This window comes from Methylobacterium sp. WSM2598, assembly GCF_000379105.1.
Lineage (GTDB): Bacteria > Pseudomonadota > Alphaproteobacteria > Rhizobiales > Beijerinckiaceae > Methylobacterium.
Genome location: NZ_KB900609.1, coordinates 4,823,675 through 4,842,601 on the forward strand (window position 1 = coordinate 4,823,675; position 18,927 = coordinate 4,842,601).

The 18,927-nt window shown below is 65.4% G+C and carries 18 protein-coding genes, 1 tRNA gene and 2 pseudogenes; 15 read left to right on the top strand and 6 right to left on the bottom strand.

The window, feature by feature from the left end:
• The 9 genes from MET2598_RS41480 to MET2598_RS0122780 all read left to right on the top strand — a co-directional run.
• A partial coding sequence (locus tag MET2598_RS41480; RefSeq protein WP_210163409.1) for a hypothetical protein occupies positions 1-663 on the top strand: 663 nt, incomplete at its 5' end.
• On the top strand, positions 599-775 hold the full coding sequence (locus MET2598_RS43575; protein ID WP_330218354.1) for a hypothetical protein: 177 nt from the start codon (positions 599-601) through the stop codon (positions 773-775). The genes MET2598_RS41480 and MET2598_RS43575, both read left to right, overlap by 65 nt.
• Before the next feature lie 500 nt (positions 776-1,275).
• The gene (locus MET2598_RS0122755; RefSeq protein ID WP_018262482.1) at positions 1,276-2,172 is read left to right on the top strand and encodes a tyrosine-type recombinase/integrase; all 897 of its coding nucleotides are present in this window, start codon (positions 1,276-1,278) and stop codon (positions 2,170-2,172) included.
• Positions 2,173-2,745: 573 nt separating this feature from the next.
• Complete coding sequence (locus MET2598_RS39750) at positions 2,746-2,898, top strand: periplasmic nitrate reductase, NapE protein (protein ID WP_083784792.1); 153 nt, start codon at positions 2,746-2,748, stop codon at positions 2,896-2,898.
• A 9-nt stretch (positions 2,899-2,907) separates the two neighbouring features.
• The gene (locus tag MET2598_RS0122760; protein ID WP_083784633.1) at positions 2,908-3,216 is read left to right on the top strand and encodes a chaperone NapD; all 309 of its coding nucleotides are present in this window, start codon (positions 2,908-2,910) and stop codon (positions 3,214-3,216) included.
• Between the two features lie 39 nt (positions 3,217-3,255).
• On the top strand, positions 3,256-5,772 hold the full coding sequence (gene napA / locus MET2598_RS0122765; RefSeq protein ID WP_026190895.1) for a nitrate reductase catalytic subunit NapA: 2,517 nt from the start codon (positions 3,256-3,258) through the stop codon (positions 5,770-5,772).
• Entirely contained in the window at positions 5,772-6,230 is a 459-nt protein-coding gene (locus MET2598_RS0122770) for a nitrate reductase cytochrome c-type subunit (protein WP_012330966.1), read from the top strand. Before napA ends, MET2598_RS0122770 begins: the two co-directional genes overlap by 1 nt.
• A gap of 1 nt (position 6,231) precedes the next feature.
• A complete protein-coding gene (locus MET2598_RS0122775) occupies positions 6,232-6,846 on the top strand; it encodes a NapC/NirT family cytochrome c (RefSeq protein ID WP_012330965.1) in 615 nt (204 codons plus the stop codon).
• A gap of 11 nt (positions 6,847-6,857) precedes the next feature.
• The gene (locus MET2598_RS0122780; protein ID WP_012330964.1) at positions 6,858-7,343 is read left to right on the top strand and encodes a DUF4142 domain-containing protein; all 486 of its coding nucleotides are present in this window, start codon (positions 6,858-6,860) and stop codon (positions 7,341-7,343) included.
• A 789-nt stretch (positions 7,344-8,132) separates the two neighbouring features.
• Here the strand turns inward: MET2598_RS0122780 and MET2598_RS0122790 are convergent.
• From MET2598_RS0122790 to MET2598_RS0122810, 4 genes are all read right to left on the bottom strand, one after another.
• The gene (locus tag MET2598_RS0122790) at positions 8,133-8,930 is read right to left on the bottom strand and encodes a hypothetical protein (RefSeq protein WP_018262488.1); all 798 of its coding nucleotides are present in this window, start codon (positions 8,928-8,930) and stop codon (positions 8,133-8,135) included.
• Between the two features lie 768 nt (positions 8,931-9,698).
• Positions 9,699-10,124 carry a hypothetical protein gene (locus tag MET2598_RS38225; protein WP_020493669.1) on the bottom strand — a complete coding sequence of 142 codons (426 nt, stop codon included), beginning with the start codon at positions 10,122-10,124 and terminating at the stop codon, positions 9,699-9,701.
• A gap of 275 nt (positions 10,125-10,399) precedes the next feature.
• Positions 10,400-11,149: a glutamine amidotransferase gene (locus tag MET2598_RS0122800; RefSeq protein WP_018262490.1), complete on the bottom strand. Its 750-nt coding sequence runs from the start codon at positions 11,147-11,149 to the stop codon at positions 10,400-10,402.
• Between the two features lie 279 nt (positions 11,150-11,428).
• Positions 11,429-11,707 carry a hypothetical protein gene (locus MET2598_RS0122810; protein WP_012330959.1) on the bottom strand — a complete coding sequence of 93 codons (279 nt, stop codon included), beginning with the start codon at positions 11,705-11,707 and terminating at the stop codon, positions 11,429-11,431.
• A gap of 195 nt (positions 11,708-11,902) precedes the next feature.
• On the opposite strand from MET2598_RS0122810, the gene MET2598_RS0122815 reads away from it, so the two are divergent.
• From MET2598_RS0122815 to MET2598_RS0122830, 3 genes and pseudogenes are all read left to right on the top strand, one after another.
• Positions 11,903-11,978, top strand: a tRNA-Ile gene (locus MET2598_RS0122815).
• 120 nt (positions 11,979-12,098) lie between these two features.
• Positions 12,099-12,952: pseudogene (locus MET2598_RS39760) on the top strand (IS3 family transposase); the annotation flags it as partial.
• A gap of 383 nt (positions 12,953-13,335) precedes the next feature.
• Positions 13,336-13,518 (top strand): hypothetical protein, encoded by a 183-nt coding sequence (locus tag MET2598_RS0122830; protein ID WP_018262494.1) that lies wholly within the window; start codon positions 13,336-13,338, stop codon positions 13,516-13,518.
• A 202-nt stretch (positions 13,519-13,720) separates the two neighbouring features.
• Here the strand turns inward: MET2598_RS0122830 and MET2598_RS0122835 are convergent, their stop codons facing one another.
• Both MET2598_RS0122835 and MET2598_RS0122840 read right to left on the bottom strand, forming a co-directional pair.
• Positions 13,721-14,029: an HU family DNA-binding protein gene (locus tag MET2598_RS0122835; protein WP_018262495.1), complete on the bottom strand. Its 309-nt coding sequence runs from the start codon at positions 14,027-14,029 to the stop codon at positions 13,721-13,723.
• Between the two features lie 203 nt (positions 14,030-14,232).
• Positions 14,233-14,667, bottom strand: a complete 435-nt coding sequence (locus MET2598_RS0122840) for a MucR family transcriptional regulator (RefSeq protein WP_012330954.1) — start codon at positions 14,665-14,667, stop codon at positions 14,233-14,235.
• A 137-nt stretch (positions 14,668-14,804) separates the two neighbouring features.
• On the opposite strand from MET2598_RS0122840, the pseudogene MET2598_RS37195 reads away from it, so the two are divergent.
• From MET2598_RS37195 to MET2598_RS37200, 3 genes and pseudogenes are all read left to right on the top strand, one after another.
• Positions 14,805-15,535, top strand: a pseudogene (locus MET2598_RS37195) (response regulator).
• A gap of 810 nt (positions 15,536-16,345) precedes the next feature.
• Complete coding sequence (locus MET2598_RS0122850) at positions 16,346-18,223, top strand: tetratricopeptide repeat protein (RefSeq protein ID WP_026190897.1); 1,878 nt, start codon at positions 16,346-16,348, stop codon at positions 18,221-18,223.
• Between the two features lie 375 nt (positions 18,224-18,598).
• The gene (locus MET2598_RS37200; protein WP_018262497.1) at positions 18,599-18,751 is read left to right on the top strand and encodes a transposase; all 153 of its coding nucleotides are present in this window, start codon (positions 18,599-18,601) and stop codon (positions 18,749-18,751) included.
• Positions 18,752-18,927 lie beyond the last annotated feature (176 nt).

Sequence of the window (18,927 nt, forward strand, 5' to 3'; positions counted from 1 at the left end):
GGCTACCGAGTGGCCGGCTTCATCTCGGAACGCTGGCCGACATCAAATCGGAACGCTGGCCGGCTTCGCCTCGGAACCGGTGGCCGACTTCAATCGGAATCCGCACTCGGCTGGCTCGGCGCGGCCTTGCGCGAGCCAGGCAAGAGCGCCCCTACACAGCAGCAGCTCAACGCCGGCCTCGCGGCAATCGGCGGCCTCGCGCCGCGCAATGAGGCCGAGGCGATGTTGGCCGTCCAGATGCTGGCAACGAACGAGGCCGCACTCTCGATGCTCGGAAGGGCAAGAGCCGCGGTCGACCCGGTTGCGATGGAGCGGTACGGCACGCTGGCGACGAAACTACAGCGCACTTTCCTGGCTCAACTCGAAGCCTTCGCCAAGCTCCGCCGCGGCGGCGAGCAGAAGGTCACGGTTGAACACGTTCATGTCCATCAAGGCGGTCAGGCCATCGTAGGCGCCGTCAGCGCTCCAGCAGGAGGGGGGACCCTTGAAAACCAGCATCAACCCCATGCACGCGCTGGACCGGCAACCCTCGCCCTTTCGGATGGCGCGCCGGTGCTGCGCTCAGACGAGGCAGGGATGGGCCTGCCTCGCGCCCGCGGTGAGCGGGAGGACGCGCTGCCGGATGCACGGCGGGGCGTTAGGAAGCGGCGCGCCCAACGGTAGCTCGAACGGCCGCTACAGGCACGGTCTGCGCACCAAAGAGGCATTAGCCCTGGAGCGACGGACCAGACAACTGTTGCGCGCCGCTCGCGCGACTCTCGCCGATTTGTCCTGAAGCTCACAGCCCAGAGGGCGCGGTTCATCCGTGAATCGGTCCGTGCTGGGGCGATCGGCGTCGGTTCCGGCCCGGGCTATACCGGGACCTCGCGCGATGCGAGCGCCTCAAGCGGCCGGCCGAGGTGTGCCGCCAGGGGGCCGGCGTCCGGCTCGATCGAATCGAGCGGTGGCGTCAAGCCACCCGAACGCTAAGCGCGACCGACCGCCGCAATCACCGTTCGCGGGCGGCCATAGGCGCCCGCCTCAAGCCGCCAATCCGATGTGGGTAGTATCGTGGGTTTATAGAAGGCTACTTCTACTAAGTGTTTATATATTAAGAGGAATTTACGCCAGATCGGCGGAGAAGACCTCCGCGAGCTGACCGTCCGTACTGGTGCGCATGTGACCGCTAAGTCCCTTGAATGGCCGAGGAAGGCACAGCCCGTCGTCCGTGATGCGCCGCAGGAGCTCGCCGAAACGCGCGATGACGGTGCGGGGAGGAGCGTGAGAACAGCAGGCATGACCGGGACGCTTTCCGCCGTGAGGGTCGCGACGCTGAGGACGCCGGGGATGTCCGGCGACGGTGGCGGCCCGTGGCTACAGGTGACGGGCAACGGAGCCAAGAGCTGGATCTTCCGCTTCACCCTGCGCGGCAGGGCGCGAGCTATGGGGCTCGGCTCAGCCTCGCCATTCTCGCTCGCGGAGGCCCGCGACGAGGCACTTGTCTGCCGAAAGTTATGCGCGGAGGGGATCGACCCGATTGAGGCGCGAAAGGCGAAGCGGCAAGATCTCGCGGCCAAGGCGGCGCACGCGATGACGTTCCGCCAGTCTGCCGAAACCTACATCTCGACCCACCGGGCTAGCTGGCGCAATGCCAAGCACGCCATGCAGTGGAGCTCGACACTGGAGACCTACCTTCATCCTGTGCCCGGTGATTGGCCCGTGGCGGCGGTGGACACGAGGTTGGTGATGAGGGTGCTGGAGCCGATCTGGACGAACAAGTCTGAGACCGCCAACCGGTTGCGAGGGCGGATCGAAGCCATCCTGGATTGGGCTCGCACCCGCGGGTACCGCACTGGTGATGACCCCGCACCTTGGCGCGGCCATCTTGAAAACCTGTTGCCGGCCCGGTCCAAAATCCGGCGGGTCGAGCACCACGCCGCCTTGCGCTACAAGGATGTACCGCAGTTCCTGGCGACGCTGCGCACCGGCGGCAGCATTGCCGCCCGTGCCTTTGAGTACACGATCCTGACTGCCGCGCGCACGGGCGAGGTGCTGGATGCCCGGTGGCACGAACTCGACCTCTCAGGTGGTGTGTGGACCGTACCGGCAGAGAGAATGAAGGGCGGCCGGGAACATCGCGTCCCGCTCTCCGGCCCGGCGTTTGCGAGACCAAATCGCTGCAGCATTGAATAAAATAGATGTAAGCAAAGATTATACAGAGATGCAGGCGGAAGTTATCGATGTGCTCTCGGACCTGTTCATCCTGCGCGGACCCCCGACGCTGCACTGGACACAGTTTTTGCGGGTGCGCGGCGACTCCACTACTGCACATTCAAAGGGGTTCATCACTCAGCCCGTTCGTCTGCTGTGGCGCAAACGAGTTGCGTTCAAGTATCTATAGCATCCATCAATTGCGTTCGAGACCAATCTAAATCAATAACACCTGGAACCGAACCCTCCGCTGTTACGTTTGATAGTCGGGCTAAAAGCCCCTAACGCAATCCGCCTTCGCCCCCGCTAAGTGGTTGAAATTTCAGGAGCGAAGGCGGCTTGGATAGGTGCTCTAAGTCACGCAATACGCCCAGGTGAGGACACGCGTCCGGCGGTGCCGTGCTTACGTGTCCTTTTCGGCTCGCTATCGCAGCGCGAGACAGTCATTGCGGCGCTTGAAAACAGAACCGGAACCTTCGTTTCCGGCTATCACGGCCTGGGTCAGGCCTAATCGGGGGGAGGCTGGTAGTGCAAAGCCAGCAGGCTCAAGAGAAAGTGCCAACACGAGATGGCCGTGCGCGAGAGTTGCTGACTTTTCTGGTCTTAGCGGTCCTGATATGGCCTTTTATCGCGGTCGGAGTGGTCTCCGGCTGGGGCTTCCTCGTCTGGATGTACTACGCGTTCACTGGTCCTCCAGGACCCGTCTAGGAGAGAGCGATGGCGCATGAACAAGCGTCCTTGTCACGACGGGACCTGCTGGCCGGCCGTCCGGCCGCCGGACGCGCAGCGGGCGGTGGACATCATGTCAGCGGATTGGTGGTCCATGCCCGGCCCGAGCGTCTAGCCGGGGTGCTGGCCTCGCTCAGGGCGATGCCGGGCCTCGACGTGCATGGGGAGAGTCCCGCTGGGAAGATCGTCGCCACCCTGGAGACCTCCACGGAGGACGACGTTGTGCAGCGGCTGGGCGAGATCGGGGAGCTACCCGGCGTCCTCTCTACAGCGCTTGTCTACCACCGCTTCGACTAGGCGCGCCGGTCGGCGACCTGCCGCACCCAGGAAACGACCATGGATATGTCTCGTCGAACTCTGCTCAAGGCTCAGGCCGCGGCCGCGGCGGCTGCTGTCGCCGGCATCGACCTGCCGGCCGAGGCGCAAAATCTTGCGGCCGGCGCGGACATCGCCCTCAAGTGGTCAAAGGCACCATGCCGATTTTGCGGCACGGGTTGCGGCGTGATGGTCGGGGTGAAGGACGGTCGCGTGGTCGCGACGCACGGCGACATGCAGGCCGAGGTCAATCGCGGCCTGAACTGCGTGAAGGGCTACTTCCTCTCGAAGATCATGTATGGCGCGGACCGGCTGACGCAGCCATTGATGAGGGTACGCGGCGGCAAGTTCGACAAGAACGCTGAGCTGCAGCCGGTCTCCTGGGACCAAGCCTTCGATGAAATGGCCCGGCAGTGGAAGCGCGTCCTGCGCGAGAAAGGGCCCAAGGCCGTTGGCATGTTCGGCTCGGGCCAGTGGACCATCTTCGAGGGCTATGCTGCGACCAAGCTCATGCGGGCCGGCTTTCGATCTAACAACCTCGATCCGAATGCCCGCCACTGCATGGCATCGGCCGCCGTCGGCTTCATCCGCACCTTTGGCATGGACGAGCCGATGGGGTGCTACGACGACTTCGAGCATGCCGACGCCTTCGTGCTCTGGGGCTCGAACATGGCGGAGATGCACCCGATCCTTTGGACGCGGGTCATCGACCGCCGTCTCAGCGCGCCGCACGTCCGTATCGCGACGCTCTCAACCTACGAGCACCGCACGACCGAGCTGTCGGATCAGTCACTGATCTTCCAGCCTGGGACCGACCTCGCCATCCTGAACTTCGTCGCGAACTACATCATCCAGAACGGAGCCGTGAACCGCGACTTCGTGGAGCGCCACGTCAACTTCCGAGTTGCCAACACCGATATCGGCTACGGCCTCCGGCCCGAGCACGTGCTGGAGCAGCGCGCCACGCATGCCAACGAGGCCGCCGTGTCGCAGCCGTCGAACTTCGACGCCTATGCCCGCATGGTGGGAGAGTACACTCTTGAAAAGACTGAAGAACTGACCGGGGTGTCGAAGGAGCGGCTCCTGACCCTCGCAAAGACGTACGCCGATCCGAAGACCAGAGTGATGTCACTCTGGACGATGGGTTTCAACCAGCACGTCCGCGGTGTCTGGGCGAACCACCTCGTCTACAACATCCATTTACTGACTGGGAAGATCTCGGAGCCCGGAAACAGCCCTTTTTCACTGACGGGTCAGCCATCGGCCTGCGGAACGGCTCGCGAGGTTGGCACCTTCTCGCACCGCCTACCCGCGGACATGCAGGTCAACAACCCCGAGCACCGCAAGCACGCTGAGGAGATCTGGAAACTGCCACCCGGCTTGTTGAACGGCGAGATCGGCTACCATGCCGTGCAGCAGGACCGCATGCTCAAGGACGGTAAGCTCAACGCTTACTGGATCATGTGCAACAACAACCTGCAGACGGCTCCCAACACGAACACCGAGACCTATCCGGGTTACCGCAACCCGGCCAACTTCGTCGTCTGCTCGGACCCCTACCCGACCGTGACCGCGATGGCCGCGGACGTCGTGCTGCCCACGGCCATGTGGGTCGAGAAGGAGGGTGCTTACGGCAATGCCGAGCGCCGGACGCACATGTGGCGCCAGCTCGTCAATGCCCCCGGCGATGCGCGCTCGGACCTCTGGCAACTGATGGAGTTCTCCAAGCGCTTCACGACCGACGAGGTTTGGGCGCAGGAGGTCCTCGTCGCTCATCCGGATTACAAGGGCAAATCGCTCTTCGACGTGCTTTGGCGCAACGGCAGCGTTGACCGCTTCGGATTGGACGAGATCGCAGCGGACCACGAGAACTTCGAATCGAAGCAGTTTGGCTTCTACGTCCAGAAAGGACTGTTTGAGGAGTACGCCTCGTTCGGGCGCGGTCACGGCCATGACCTCGCACCCTTCGACCGCTACCACGAGGTCCGCGGCCTGCGCTGGCCCGTCGTCGATGGCAAGGAGACGCGCTGGCGCTATCGCGAGGGACACGACCCCTACGTCGAGAAGGGGGCCGGCTGGCAGTTCTACGGCAATCCCGACCGCCGAGCGGTCGTCATGGCGGCGCCCTACGAGCCGCCGGCCGAGGCTCCGGATCAGGAATACGACCTCTGGCTGGTCACAGGTCGCGTGCTGGAGCACTGGCATTCGGGCTCGATGACGATGCGGGTGCCAGAGCTCTATCGGGCCTTCACCGGCGCCGTGATGTTCATGCATCCCGACGACGCGCAGAAGCGCGGTCTCCGCCGTGGGCAGGAGGTGCGGATCATTTCGCGGCGCGGTGAGATCCGCTCCCGGGTAGAGACCCGGGGACGCAACAAGATGCCGCCCGGGCGTGTCTTTGTTCCATTCTTCGACGCCAGCCAGCTGATCAACAAGGCCACGCTGGACGCGACAGACCCGATCTCGAAGCAGACCGACTTCAAGAAGTGCGCCGTCAAGGTGATCGGCGTCGCCACGGCCGAGCGTGGGGCGGAATGATGCGTCGCCTTCTGCTCTCCGCCTGTACTGGTGCGGCCTGCCTCGTCGCGGGGGCGCTGTTCGCGCAGGATGCTCCTCGGTTGACCGGTCCGGAGCCGTTCACCAAGGAAACGCCGGCCCCGCCGATGCAGCGGCAGGTCACCGACGACGTGCGCCGCAAGCGCAACTATCCGGACCAGCCGCCCCTGATCCCACACGCAATCGAGGGTTACGCGCTCGACCTGAACGCGAACAAATGCCTGGCCTGCCACGCTCGAAAGTTCACCGAGCAATCGCAGGCCCCGATGATCAGCGTCACGCACTACCAGGATCGCGAGGGAAACACGCTCGGCGGGGTCTCCCCACGTCGCTACTCATGTCTCGCCTGCCACGTTCCGCAGACCGGGGCGAAGCCGCTCGTCCCGAACACCTTCGTCGACATGGACGCGCTGGTTGAGCGCGAGCCCCGGGGGCGCTGAGATGGCGGCAATTGCTAGGGCGTGGTCCTGGTTCTGGCTGAACCCTTGGGTGCGTACGGCCACGCGTCCTCCCGTCACCCTGTCGCTGGCTTTCCTCACGCTAGGCGGCTTCGTTGCAGGAGTCCTGTTCTGGGGCGGCTTCAACACAGTCCTGGAGCACACCAACACGGAGAAATTCTGCACGTCGTGCCACGAGATGAAGACGAACGTCTTCGAGGAGCTCAAGGGCACGATCCACTACACCAACCGCTCGGGCGTTCGCGCGAGCTGTCCCGATTGCCACGTGCCACATCAGTGGACCGACAAGATCGCGCGCAAGATGCAAGCCTCCAAAGAAGTCTGGGGGCACATCTTCGGCTCGATTGACACACGTGATAAGTTCCTGGATCTGCGCCGTCACTTGGCAGAACACGAATGGGCGCGGATGAAGGCCAACGACTCCTTGGAATGTCGCAACTGCCACAGCGCCCAGTCGATGGACGTGTCGAAGCAGAATCCGCGGGCGGCGGCAGCTCACGAGAAGGATCTGTTCACAGGCCAGAAGACGTGCATCGACTGCCACAAGGGCATCGCGCACAAGCTTCCCAACATGCAAGGGGTTCCAGGATGGCAATGAGCCGGCGACGAATGGCTTTCGCGGCGATCGCCTTCTGGGCTGCGGGCGTAGCCCAGTCGCACGCGAACGACGCTACGGGACGGTTCATCGAAGCCGCCTACTCGTCTGCCCTGTTCCAGGCGCAGATCTCCCGCATCGCTGCGGCCAAGGAGCCACGGCCCGGCATCAAGTCCCTGGCCGAGCGTGTACGCGACTTCCGGACTGCTCAGTTGCCGGAACTCGCCCGGCTGGCGGGGGACGCCGGGGTCGAGGTGCGGAACACGCTCGATCGGGAGCTGCGAAGCATTGTTGAGAACATCGAACCCCTAGATTACTTGGCGCTTTCCCGGCGCTACGCCGAGGTGGAGACGCAGGCCCTTAGCTTGGAGATCGCTGCCTACGAGGATGCCACTCGGTCGGAAGCGCAAGCGGTCCGAGAGTATGTCGCAGCAACCTTGGGAACGCTGCGCGACCTCCGCAAGGTATCCCAGGCCGAACTCGCGGCAGTCGCGCCCTGACGAGCGGCCTTCCGGCTCTGAGCTCCCGCTCCCTAATGTGCGTCGCCACAGCCTGGTTGTTCCAGCTTCTTGCGGGACAAGCCTGAACTTATGCCGCCACCGTTCGTCTCTCGCCGGGGCTCTCTGTCATCACTAGCGTCAGTTGTGAGCAGTGGCAACTCAACGGTTATTCGAACCGAGTTGGTGGACACGTAAGCAGCTAATGTACTAGCAATTATATTGAAATAATCTGCATCACCGCTATTAACATCCCCGACGTCTATGAACATGATATTATACTAGATTATATCCACTCAGCGCCCAAAGTCGCGATCGCGAAAATTAATACTTCTGCACGATGCCAAGTCAACAACCTGCGTAGGCTCACGCATAGGACGTTAGCCTTAGATACGTCTGTAATCACTACGGCAGTAGCCAAACGATGACCGGTGAAAGTTTACGCTTCAGGATAGGCGCTGATGACCCGTTCTCGGCGCCGCTCGCGCAGCTCCAGGGGGGCGTTGCAACGGGTCGCGAAGGACGACAGCGTAGAGTCGCTCCGGAGGGACTGGACCGAGGTCGGCCGGGCCGTCGAGAAGATCGGCGGCGTTCCGAAGGCCGGCGGGGGGCAAAGGTAGCGGCGGCTCCGCGCCTACCCTGGGCGGCGCTCTCCTGCTGCAGGTCTAGAGCGGCACCCGATCACGTTGCAATCGGGTGCCGCTCTCGATCTTTGATCTTGCCGCATTGTCCGCGACGAACCGGCATCCGCTTCGTCGGACAATGCTCTAGGTGCAGCGGTTCCCGCCTCGCTCAGAGGTTCGTGGCGTCGAACTTCCACAGCTCGCCGGTGTTGGTCACGCCCCAGACGGTGTTGCCCCGTCCCGCCAAGCTTTCGATGTGCAGTGGCGGCAGGCTCTGATCGTGCTTCGGGGTCGCCAGTTGCCGCCGGTCCGGCAAGGTCGACACTCGCGTGAAGTGCACGCCATCGGAGTGCCAGACCGTGCCGTTCGTCCCCGCGAGCCAGAGCCGTCCATGCGGCCCCAGCGCGACGTCGCCCACTTCGCTCGCGTTGGTGCGCCACCAATCCGTTTGCGACGGGTTCAACCGCCAGAGCGACCCGTCGTTTCCGGCGAGCCAGATCGTGTCGGCTCTCGCGACGAGGTCCGGGACCACAGCGATGCGGATGAACACGGGCGCGCCGTCGTGCGGCCGCACCTGAACAAACTGGTCCCCGACCTCCCCGGTCATCCAGACCGTCCCGTTCTGTCCAAGCACCCAGGCGCGATCGAACGGACTCACGGCGACGTCGAGCATGCCGCTCGCCTTGGTCTTGGTCCAGCCCTGCCCGTTAAAGCGCCACAACTCGCCCGCGCCCGTGACCGCCCAGGCGACGTTCTGGCGCGTGTCGGCGAACTGCCGCCCGTGCGACCCGGCGATCCGCGTCACTCCCGGCGGCAGCCCATGGCCCGTGAGCTGCTCGAAATCCTTGCCGTCATCCGTCCGCCACACCGTGCCGTTCCGGCCGGCAAGCCAGAGCGGCTCGTTCGCGGATGGTGCCGCGCCCACGTCCCCCATCCCACTCGCCGCCGTCGGCACCCAGCCCACCATCCCCCTCCTCCCGCTCGGCCCGTATTACGGTGGCATCAGGACGCCACGGTGGCAAGCGTTCACCCGGGCGGCACTTTCCGCAAGCCCTGTTCCCGTAGGAATATGCGCAAAGCTTTGACCGTGCGAGTGGGCTCACGCCGCACGGTGCGGGTGAGACGACAGGGTGTTGCTCCGAGTCGGACGAACGAAACTGCGTGCTGTATGCACTGTCTGCCATGGGCCGATTTTGGTCCTGGACCCGCAGGCGGGCGGCGCTTGATCGGCCCGGGCGTGCGGGCGCACGATGCCCTTGATCATGTGGGGATGCCTTCGGCCCGCCCGGCTCCGGCCGCGGCGGACCTTTCTGCTTCTACGGCAATGTCTTGCACCAATAGGCGGAGAGCTTAGCCGATATTCCGATCACAGACGCGTGAACCAATCTCGAGATCCCGTTTTGTCCTGCAATGAACCAGCACATGTCAGGCTTTGCAGTTCAGCTAAACCGGGGGATTGTACGTGGAAGAACTGATCGTGATCAAAGCTAAGCGCGACGGCACTTACACATTAGTGAGCGGAGGTCGCCCGCTCGTGTGGGGCCTTGATCCTGCGATGGCTCGGCGTCTTGCCGCGAGCTTAGGCGCCGATGTTCAACTTGATCTTCCGCTCGATCCTCCGCGTGCGTCCAAGCGGTAGCTCACTGCCGATCCGGCCAGGGCGTGTCCCGCCCCGTCACCCGGTAGCCGGCGGGCGCGGTTCCCGCTTCGGCCATGCTCCAGCCCGTGCGCGCCTTCAGCCGCGCATAACGCCGACCTGCTTCGACCCACAGGCCGAGCAGCGCAGGTGCAAGGTGATGTCCGGGAACGGCATGTTGGCCGGGACGCGGTCGGTGCTGATCGTCGCCTCGTGGCCGCGTGGAGAGGCGCCTCGGAGTGCAGCGGTGTTCGTGACCTGTCCCGCGGGCCGCGGCCGCCCGGCATCGGCGCGATGCGCCCCGATCGCCTTTTCGTGGGCATAAGTGCACATCCGGTCGAGTTGCAGGACGAAGGCGGGGTCGCTGAACCAGCTCGGCGCCATGTCGGAAAGGCCGTCCGCCCGGAGGGCCTCAAGAATTGTGGTGTGGTCGGCATGCTCCCCGGAGCGGGCGAGCGACCGAGCTACGGCTACCACCCTCAGTCGGCCGCGCGTCTTCTCGCGAAATGCCCATCCGTCAGCCATGGCACCGCCCCCAGTCCAAGGTCCGAAGTACGTCTCTCAGAGGTGAGGACTTCAAGGCCGCACCAAGGCCGAAGCGCACGCAGTGAGAATGCCGTGTGATTTGTGCGCGAGGTGTGTCTTTACCTCCACAAAACTCGCAGTATTGCGTGATGCAATCGGCTCGGCCAGGGAGTTGATGGCAGCCCAGGTCCAGCTGCCCGTCCGTAGGGACGCGAGGCGGCGCACCCGGATCTCGCCGAAGAGCCGGCAGAGCAGGAGAAGACTGAGGCTGACGATCATGCGGACGAGGCCCCGTCGCCGAGGGCGAGCCAATGGTCCAGGAAGGCGTCGAGCCAGCGGACCATCTGGGGATCGTGCATGTAGCGGCCCTCGATCTGGCGGACGCGATCCTGGGCGCCGGGCAGGGCGAGGCGCTCGGCGGCCCGCACGGTCCAGCGGCAGAGCATGGCGTGGGTGACCTCCGGGTGGAATTGCAGCCCGAAGGCCGCCGGCCCGACCCGGATCGCCTGGGTGGGGAAGTCGTCCCCGGTCGCCAGCATCTCGGCACCCGCCGGGCAGGTGAAGCCCTCGCGGTGCCAGTGATAGACGTGGGAGGGCCACGCCTGCCCGATCTCCCGCGCGAAGCCGCGCCCGGCCTCGGTCGGGACGAGCGGGTAGTAGCCGATCTCGGCCCGGCCCTCCGGGTGGGCTTGGACGCTGGCGCCGCAGCACTTCGCCAGCATCCGCGCGCCGAGGCAGAGGCCCAGATAGGGCTTCCGCTCGGCGAGCGGCACGGCGATCCAGTCGATCTCGCGGCGCAGGAACGCGTCGGGGTCGTTGGCGCTCATCGGGCCGCCGAAGATCACCGCGCCGGCATGCGCGGCGAGGGTGGGGGGCAGCGGATCGCCGTAGCGCGGCCGACGGACGTCGAGGGGATGGCCGCGCTCCTGCAGGAGGCGCCCGACCCGCCCGGGGGTCGAGAGTTCCTGGTGCAGGACGATCAGGACCGGTTTCCTGTCCGGCGCGCGACCGGGCGCGGCGCTCACGCGCCGGCCCCGGGCGGCGCGCCGGTCCGGCCGGCCCGGAGGGCGGCCAGGGCGACCGCGATTTCGCCTTGACCCTCGCCCGGCGGGGCACCGCGGATCATCGGCAGGCCGCCATTCACCGGCGCGACGACGGCGGTTGGGGTGCGACGAGATCCGCTCATGCGCTGCAACGCTCGACGGCGAGCTCCGACGTCGCCGTGAAGGACCGCCGGGCGCGCGCCCGTCGGACGATGCTCTCCAGGTTCGGTCGCCCGCGCCACGCGATGAGGCGGTGGCTGGTCAGGGCGCACTTATCGTCGAGCCCATGACCCCGCGCCAGTCGCCCCGGATCATGCCGGCCTGCCGGCGCACCGAGAACAGGGTGAGCGTGTCCCACCCGAGCTCCGCCGCCTCGGCGCTGAACTCGCCAACGAAGTGGCGGCAGTTCTCCAGGATCGTCGCCCAATCCTCAAGGCGGAGGCCGGGGCACGGTGGCTGGCCGAGCGAGAGGGAGGCGAGGCCGCGGTTCCACCCATGAACAAGGGTAGTGGGGTCGGCAGGTAGGTCGGGCGAAAGCATGGCTGGGAGTTAGAGCAGCACCCGATCACGTTGCAATCGGGTGCTGCTCTAGATCTTTGATCTTGCCGCATTTTCTGCGACGAACCGGCATCCACTTCGTCGGAAAATGCTCTAGCGCCAGCCACCCTGCTGCGCCACTCGACCCTGTGGGTGATGACGGCAGGGGCGGAAACCGGCTATCCACCCCATCCTCCTGGGCCCGTAGCTCAACGGTTAGAGCCGGCCGCTCATAACGGTCTGGTTGCAGGTTCGAGTCCTGCCGGGCCCACCAATGACAGAGGCGGTGAACAACTTCCGCTTGCGGCCTCTCGAAAGCAGCGCGCCCGTGGTCAGCCCCCATCGGAGTGGTCCGCCCTGAAGTATGGCTCTGAGCCGACGGAGGACGGACGCGATGGGAACGAGGAAACACAAGCCGGAAGAGGTCGTGGCCAAGCTGCGGCAGGTGGACGTGCTGGTCTCGCAGGGTCAGAGCGTGGCTGATGCGATCCGCGCGATCAGCGTGACCGAGGTCACCTCCTATCGCTGGCGCGAGGAGTTCGGTGGGCCGAAGTCCGACCAGGTGCGCCGGATGAAGGAGCTGGAGACCGAGAATGCCCGCAAGGCGATCGCGGACCTCACGCTCGATGGGCTGATCCGGCAGGAGGCCGCCCGGGGACACTGACCAGCCCCGCGCGCCGGCGCGCCTGCATCGAGCATGTCATGGACGTCCTGCACGTCTCCGAGCGGCGTGCCTGTCGCGCGCTCGGGCAGCATCGCTCGACGCAGCGCAAGAGGCCGCGGGGGAGAGACGACGAGGCGGCGCTGCTCGCCGACCTGATCGAGCCGGCGCACCGGTATGGCCGTCACGGCTACCGCAAGATCGCCGCGCTGCTGCGGGCGGCGGGCTGGCTGGTCAACGACAAGCGGGTGGAGCGGCTGTGGCGGCAGGAGGGGCTGAAGGTGCCGGCCCTCCAGCCCAAGAAGGGCCGGCTCTGGGACGGGGATGGCTCCTGTGTCCGGCTGCGGCCCGAGCATCGCGATCATGTCTCGTCCTACGACGTCGTCGAGGCGCGCACGCGTGACGGCCGCAAGGTCCTCCTGCTGAACGTGGTCGACGAGTTCACCCGCGAATGCCTCGCCATTCGGGTGGCGCGCAAGCTCAAGGCAGCGGATGCGATCGATGTGCTCTCGGACCTGTTCATCCTGCCCGGCGTTCCTCCGCACATTCGTTCAGACAACGGGCCCCGCCCCCTTCTGAAGGCCCTTTCTCGTTCAGGGGTGATCCATACCCCGCTTCATGCGAACGGCCGGCTTCTCAGCCCCTCCTACGCTCAGCCTGAGGAACTCGCAGGGCAGGATCCAGTAGCTCAGGTGAATGTGTCGGGCCGGCAGATCTGATTGGATGGGGGCCTTCACCGATGCAAGCGCACCTCTGCCCGCCCGGCGTCCTCCCCTCCGCCGCGGCGGGCTTTCTCCGACGCGGGGCGCGGGTAGTACGAACTGCCAAGCTCTGAATCGGCCGCCGACATGCTTCTCTGGCGGGGTTCTACTCTACGCGGCCTTCAGCCCGCCCGGCTCTGCCGCGGCGGGCTTCCTTCTGCAAGACGTCACGTTTTGCGGCCATGCCGCCCACGGCAGAGGGGCAGCGCATGGCCGACGACGTCGACATCCGGGACGCGCTGGAGGCGCTCCTCCGCGTGGCTGGCCAGATCTTCGACGTATGCGACCGGGACGGCAGCGGGGCCCCAGCGGCGTCGTTCGTCGTCGAGATCCAGGCTCACGCGTCTTGCGAGGCGCTGAACGGCCTGGAGAATCGCGAGCGGTACACGTGACGAAGCGGGTGGCCTGAGAGGCCCCTCGCGAGCCAGCGTTCCTTCGTGCGGGCCGGGCCGTCAGGGGGTCCATCGAACCCGACCCGCTGCCCACTGCCAGGGATCGGCACCCGGAGCAGGCGCCCGCAGATGAGCACAGTCGAGACACCCGCCCGCGGCACCCTGCCGGACGTCCTCACGCGCGTGGAAGCTGGCCCAACCCTCACTCCGCCGCGCGCAGCGTTTGATCGGGCGTGGGATTCAACCGCTCATGCATCTCACGCGAGGCCCTGAACGCCACGTCGCGCTTGGCCGGGACCTCCACTGCTTCGCCCGTCCGAGGGTTGCGACTTTGCCGCGCCTCTCTCGCCGTCGTCTTCAACACCCCGAAGCCGCGCAGCTCGATCCGGTCACCCTCCATCAGGGCCTCGGTGATCCGGTCCAGGACTGCGCGCACGAGCGCGTCAGCTTGGCCATAGGGAAGATGCGGGTTCAATGCCGCGACGCGTTGGATGAGCTGCGCTCTGAGCATGCGGGCACGATGAGACCGTCCGACACCTCCAACGTATCATAGGTTGGGGCGCGTTCTCTACGGCTGTGATCAAGTGACGCCGATCCTTATCGATCCCACTCTCTTTCTGCCCGCCCGGTATTCCCCCTCGCCGTGGCGGGCTTCTTTCGACTCTAGACCCCGCCCTTATGTGAACGGACCGCCCTCGCGCGAGTGCGCCTCGATCATGCCGAGCTGCCGGAAGGAGGTGCACCCTTGCGGCGGTGTTGGCCGAAGCTGAGCGCCTTGGCAAATTCGGAGCGCTGCGCGGCGTAGTTCGGCGCCACCATCGGGTAGTTCGGCGGCAGGCCCCACTTCTCCCGATATTGCTCGGGGGTGAGCCCACGCCCAGTCAGGTGGCGCTTCAGCGACTTGTAGGGCTTGCCGTCCTCCAGGCTGATGATCGCGTCCGGCGTCACCGTTTTCCTGATCGGGATCGGCGGCACCGGCTTGGCCGGCACCACCTCGGCGAGCTTGCCGAGTCCGCTGACCGCCTCGTGGACGCTACGGATTAATCCCGGCAGCTGGCCCGCCGGCACGGTGTTGTAAGATAAGAAGGCCGCAACAAGATCGGCCACCAGTTCGACGTTGCGCGCCGCGCTGCCCTCTGCCTCGGACATTCCCCCTCCTTGAACGTTCTGGCGTCTAGCTTACCTCAGAACTACGCCCATTCATCAATACAGCTCGTAATGCGCGACCATATCCCCACAGAGTGCTTGCAGTTAGAGTACTTAGCCTTCTCACCAGACGCACGAAGTTGCGTCGCGGCCCCACCGCGTTCGTCCTCCTCCGCATTTTGGTGGTCGATGATGAGCCCGCCATCCACCGCTTCCTGGCTCCGGTACTGGTGGCGAACGACTATGACGTGCGGAGAGCCGAGACGGGGGCCAGGCGCTGCAACGGATCGCATCCGATGCTCCGGATGCGGTTGTCCTCGGCCTGGGCCTGCCCGACATGGATGGAAAAGAAGTGATCGGTCGCGTGCGCGCCTGGTCGCAGGTGCCGATCGTGGTGCGCTCAGCCCGGGATCGAGAAGCGGAGAAGATCGCGGCGCTGGACCTGGGGCCGATGATTTTGTGACTAAGCCTTTCGGGGCCGGCGAACTGATGGCGCGTTTGCGGGCGGCTCTGCGGCACCGCCTGCACCAGGTTGGGGAGGTGGCGGCGGTCCGGATCGGCGAGATTGAGATCGATATCCTACGTCGGCGCGTAACCCGAAATGATGTCGAGGTAAGGCTCTCGCCGAGGGAGTTTAACATACTTGCGCTTTTGGCTCGGCACGCCGGACAGGTTGTCACTCACACGCAGGTTCTGAGCGCGGTTTGGGGGGGCGTCGCACAAGGCGAATACCCAATATCTGCGCGTCTATGTGGGACACTTTCGCCAGAAACTCGAGCAGAATCGGGCAGAGCCGAGGATTGTCCTCACAGAGCCAGGTATTGGCTACCGGCTTGCCGAACCGCGAAGCGTGGAGCCCGCGTCGGCTTGAGCGGACCACGGTAGGCCCGGGCCGAGGGGCAGCTTCCGACCCCTCTCGGACTCTCGGAAGGTCTGTTTACTGGCGGCCCGATTGACTTGGAGCAACCGGTCTTGGCCGGAAATGGCTTAACCGCTTTCGGTAGCGGATGCCCGATGCTGTTGAAAAACCCCCCGCATCTGCACGCCTCTGTACATATAGTAGGATGGCGGATGAGATATGACCACATATTGTGTGATCACGCCGGAATTTGTGCCACAAACCGAGTTTTTCAACAGCATCGACCCCGAGCGGACGTTCAGCGGATCGCCGCAGATACCCACAATGACGACGTCCAAGCCGGGGGTTGCAGCGAGGCGCAGCAGGCTCACGTCCGCACCGTAGGCTCCGCCGCATCTGAGGCGCCGGCTGCGCGGGAAGCGGCGCAGCGGTCTTCTGCATAGATCGGCGCCCGCCCTCAATCCGCACCTGTCTAGAGCATTTTCCGACGAAGCGGATGCCGGTTCGTCGCGGACAATGCGGCAAGATCAAAGATCGAGAGCGGCACCCGATTGCAACGTGATCGGGTGCCGCTCTAGGAACGGAAGACGGATTGCGTGGTCAGGTCCTCGTGACACAAAGAGGACAGGCATTCGCGTCGCTTGACACCGACAAACACGGGTGGCCATCCTGAGGGAGTGGCCTTTTCATCTTCATGTCCCCTGAGCGGCGCGAAGGCCGACGGCCGCGAACGGCCAGACCTCCGCTGCATAGATCCTGTGCGTCAGCCGAGCCGCCGTCGTATCAATATCAGGCGAAGGTCGGTGAACTCTGGAGGTTCCGATGATCGACGTCGTCCAATGGTCCTGGCGGCCCTTCGGCCGCGCTCTCATCGCGACCACAGCGGCCAGCGTATTGTCAGTGGGAAGCGGAGCCATCGCTTGCCCGCTTGGAAGTCACGACAGCCCGCGCGTGCGGCTTCTCCACACTCTGCTCCAGCCGAGGCCATCGGGCGCCACAGCCGAAATTGTGATCGCGCCGGCCCAGAACCACGCGCATCCCCGCCCGCCCGCCCGTAACGAACTCGGGACATATAGCCACGACCTCCCGAAAGGGGCGGCCGCGCCGACCTCGTCAGAGCCGCCGCCGCTCTATGACAACCTTGGTCGGCTCACTTGGCCGGAGGCCCGCCCTGCACACGCCGAGGCCGCCGCCTATTTCGATCAGGCCTATCGGCTTGCCTGGGCATTTAATCACGCCGAGGCTGCCCGGGCGTTCCGGGCGGCGCAAGTGCTCGATCCGAGCTGCGCCATGTGCTTCTGGGGCGAGGCCTGGGTGCTCGGCCCGCACATCAACTTCCCGATCGAGGCCGACGCGAATGCGCGAGCACTGGTTGCCCTCGATGAAGCGAAGCGCTTGGCCCCGTCCTCGGGACCGGTTGGCGCGGCGCTCATCACCGCGCTTGCGAAGCGCTACTCACCCGATGACAATGTGGATCGCAGGTCACTCGACCACGCCTATGCCGACGAGATGAAGGGCGTGCAGGCCCGCTTTCCAGAGAGCCCGGAGGTTGCGCTGCTCACGGCAGACGCCCTGATGAACCTGAGCCCGTGGGATTACTGGACGGACAACGGCCGGACCCCCAAAGGCGAAGCAAGGCGGATGATCGAGCTGATCGAAGGCGTGCTTGGTGAGAGCCAGGTAGGGGCTCTCGTTCCAGCACCCGATCACCCTGGGGCCATTCACCTCTACATCCACGCGGTAGAGGCTTCGGACCGACCCGAACGAGCCGTGCCACATGCCGAGCGGCTAGCCGACCTGATGCCGGGCGCCGGACACATCGTGCATATGCCGAGCCACATCTGGTATCGCGTCGGACGCTGGCGTGAGAGCCTCGACGCGAACCTGCAGGCCGCCGCCGTCGACGAGGCGCTAATCCGGCGAGGCGGCGCGAGCCTCCTCTATTCGGAGGCCTACTACGCCCACAACGTCCACTTCCTCCTCGCGTCGGCCACAATGGGTGGGGATGGGCAGACCGCGCTCGCCGCGGCCGAGAAGCTCGCCGGAATGGTCTCAGATCGAGCTAAGCGTGAAGTGCCCTGGTCGCAGCCGATCGCTGCTGCGCCCTACAGCGCTCATGCGCGGTTCTCGTCCCCAAGCACCATTTTGGCCTTGCCAGCCCCCGACGCGAACTTCCCGCTCGTTCGCGCGAATTGGCATTATGCCCGCGGCGTCGCCCTGGCGCGGCTCGGCCGGGGTGACCAAGCACGGTCGGAAGCCGCGGAGATCCGAAAGCTGGCCCAGCGGCCGGAGATCGCCGCCCTCGTGCCTGCCGGCGTTCCGGCGCCGGACGTCCTCGCCATCGCCGAGAAGCTGATAGAGGCCAGGGTGGCCCAGAACGCCCGCGATCATGCCCGCTCGGCTGCCCTGTTCAGGGAGGCTGCGGCGATCCAGGAGTTGCTGCCCTATATGGAGCCACCTTTTTGGTACTACCCCGTTCACCAATCGCTTGGTGCCGCGCTGTTGGCGCAAGGTCGGCTGGACGAGGCAGAGGCTGCGTTTCGCACGGCGCTCCGGCATTCGCCCAACAATGGTTGGGCGTCCGCAGGCCTGCTGAGGGTGGCCGAGGCACGGGGCGATAGAGCCGCCGCGAGCGAGGCGGAACGGCTGATCAAAAGCAACTGGTTCGGCGGCGATGTGCCGGCGCTCGACCGGCTCTGACACACCGCGCAACTCCGCAGATGTCGACCTGTGGCGGACCACAGTCTCGGGTCTTTCGCGCAGGACGCGCGTGACCGACGGCGCATGCCTGCCACGGACGGCCCCGTTCGAGTCGCGCGTTGATCAGCTGTCTGCCATCAACCTTTGAGTTCCCCCTCCACGAGGGCGCGAATGGCCCAGCGCTTCAATTTCCGCGCATCCGTATCATCCAGCTACAGTCACAACGGATTGTTCGGCTAATGTCCGCTTCGGAGAGTAAGCGATGTTTCCGGGCCACCATTCGGGCCTGCGCCTGAGGTGTGATCCTGGCGGTTCCTGCTTCGAACCCGGGATCCGCTTGTGTCTGGACTTGACCTTACGCTTGAGCCGGAGCGCGTGCGCCGCTTCGAGGTGATCACCGGTGCCGGCGGGCGACGGACCTGGTCGGCGGAGGCCAAGGCGCGCATCCTGGAAGAGACGCTCCTGCCGGGTGCGGTGGTGTCCGAGGTGGCGCGCTTCCCGCCCACCTGCCGCGTGTCGAGCGCGTGATCGACATCGCGAGCACCGTTTGCCCCTGTTGCTCGGGTACCCTGCATCGGATTGGCGAGGACCTGTCCGAGTGTGTTTCGGCGTGCAACTTTGACCCCCTGAGGCGGGGGATCGGCGTCCAATTCTGACCCCCTGAAGCTTGCTCTCGCAGACTGCCCTTCGGGACGACCGGACGG

Bases quoted from the DNA above. Each gene is read 5' to 3' on its own strand.
- MET2598_RS0122755 (WP_018262482.1), top strand. From the start codon at position 1,276: ATGACCGGGACGCTTTCCGCCGTGAGGGTCGCGACGCTGAGGACGCCG.
- MET2598_RS0122760 (WP_083784633.1), top strand. From the start codon at position 2,908: ATGGCGCATGAACAAGCGTCCTTGTCACGACGGGACCTGCTGGCCGGC.
- napA (WP_026190895.1), top strand. From the start codon at position 3,256: ATGGATATGTCTCGTCGAACTCTGCTCAAGGCTCAGGCCGCGGCCGCG.
- MET2598_RS0122770 (WP_012330966.1), top strand. From the start codon at position 5,772: ATGCGTCGCCTTCTGCTCTCCGCCTGTACTGGTGCGGCCTGCCTCGTC.
- MET2598_RS0122775 (WP_012330965.1), top strand. From the start codon at position 6,232: ATGGCGGCAATTGCTAGGGCGTGGTCCTGGTTCTGGCTGAACCCTTGG.
- MET2598_RS0122780 (WP_012330964.1), top strand. From the start codon at position 6,858: ATGGCTTTCGCGGCGATCGCCTTCTGGGCTGCGGGCGTAGCCCAGTCG.
- MET2598_RS0122790 (WP_018262488.1), bottom strand. From the start codon at position 8,930: ATGGTGGGCTGGGTGCCGACGGCGGCGAGTGGGATGGGGGACGTGGGC.
- MET2598_RS38225 (WP_020493669.1), bottom strand. From the start codon at position 10,124: ATGGCTGACGGATGGGCATTTCGCGAGAAGACGCGCGGCCGACTGAGG.
- MET2598_RS0122810 (WP_012330959.1), bottom strand. From the start codon at position 11,707: ATGCTTTCGCCCGACCTACCTGCCGACCCCACTACCCTTGTTCATGGG.
- MET2598_RS0122830 (WP_018262494.1), top strand. From the start codon at position 13,336: ATGGCCGACGACGTCGACATCCGGGACGCGCTGGAGGCGCTCCTCCGC.
- MET2598_RS0122835 (WP_018262495.1), bottom strand. From the start codon at position 14,029: ATGCTCAGAGCGCAGCTCATCCAACGCGTCGCGGCATTGAACCCGCAT.
- MET2598_RS0122840 (WP_012330954.1), bottom strand. From the start codon at position 14,667: ATGTCCGAGGCAGAGGGCAGCGCGGCGCGCAACGTCGAACTGGTGGCC.
- MET2598_RS0122850 (WP_026190897.1), top strand. From the start codon at position 16,346: ATGATCGACGTCGTCCAATGGTCCTGGCGGCCCTTCGGCCGCGCTCTC.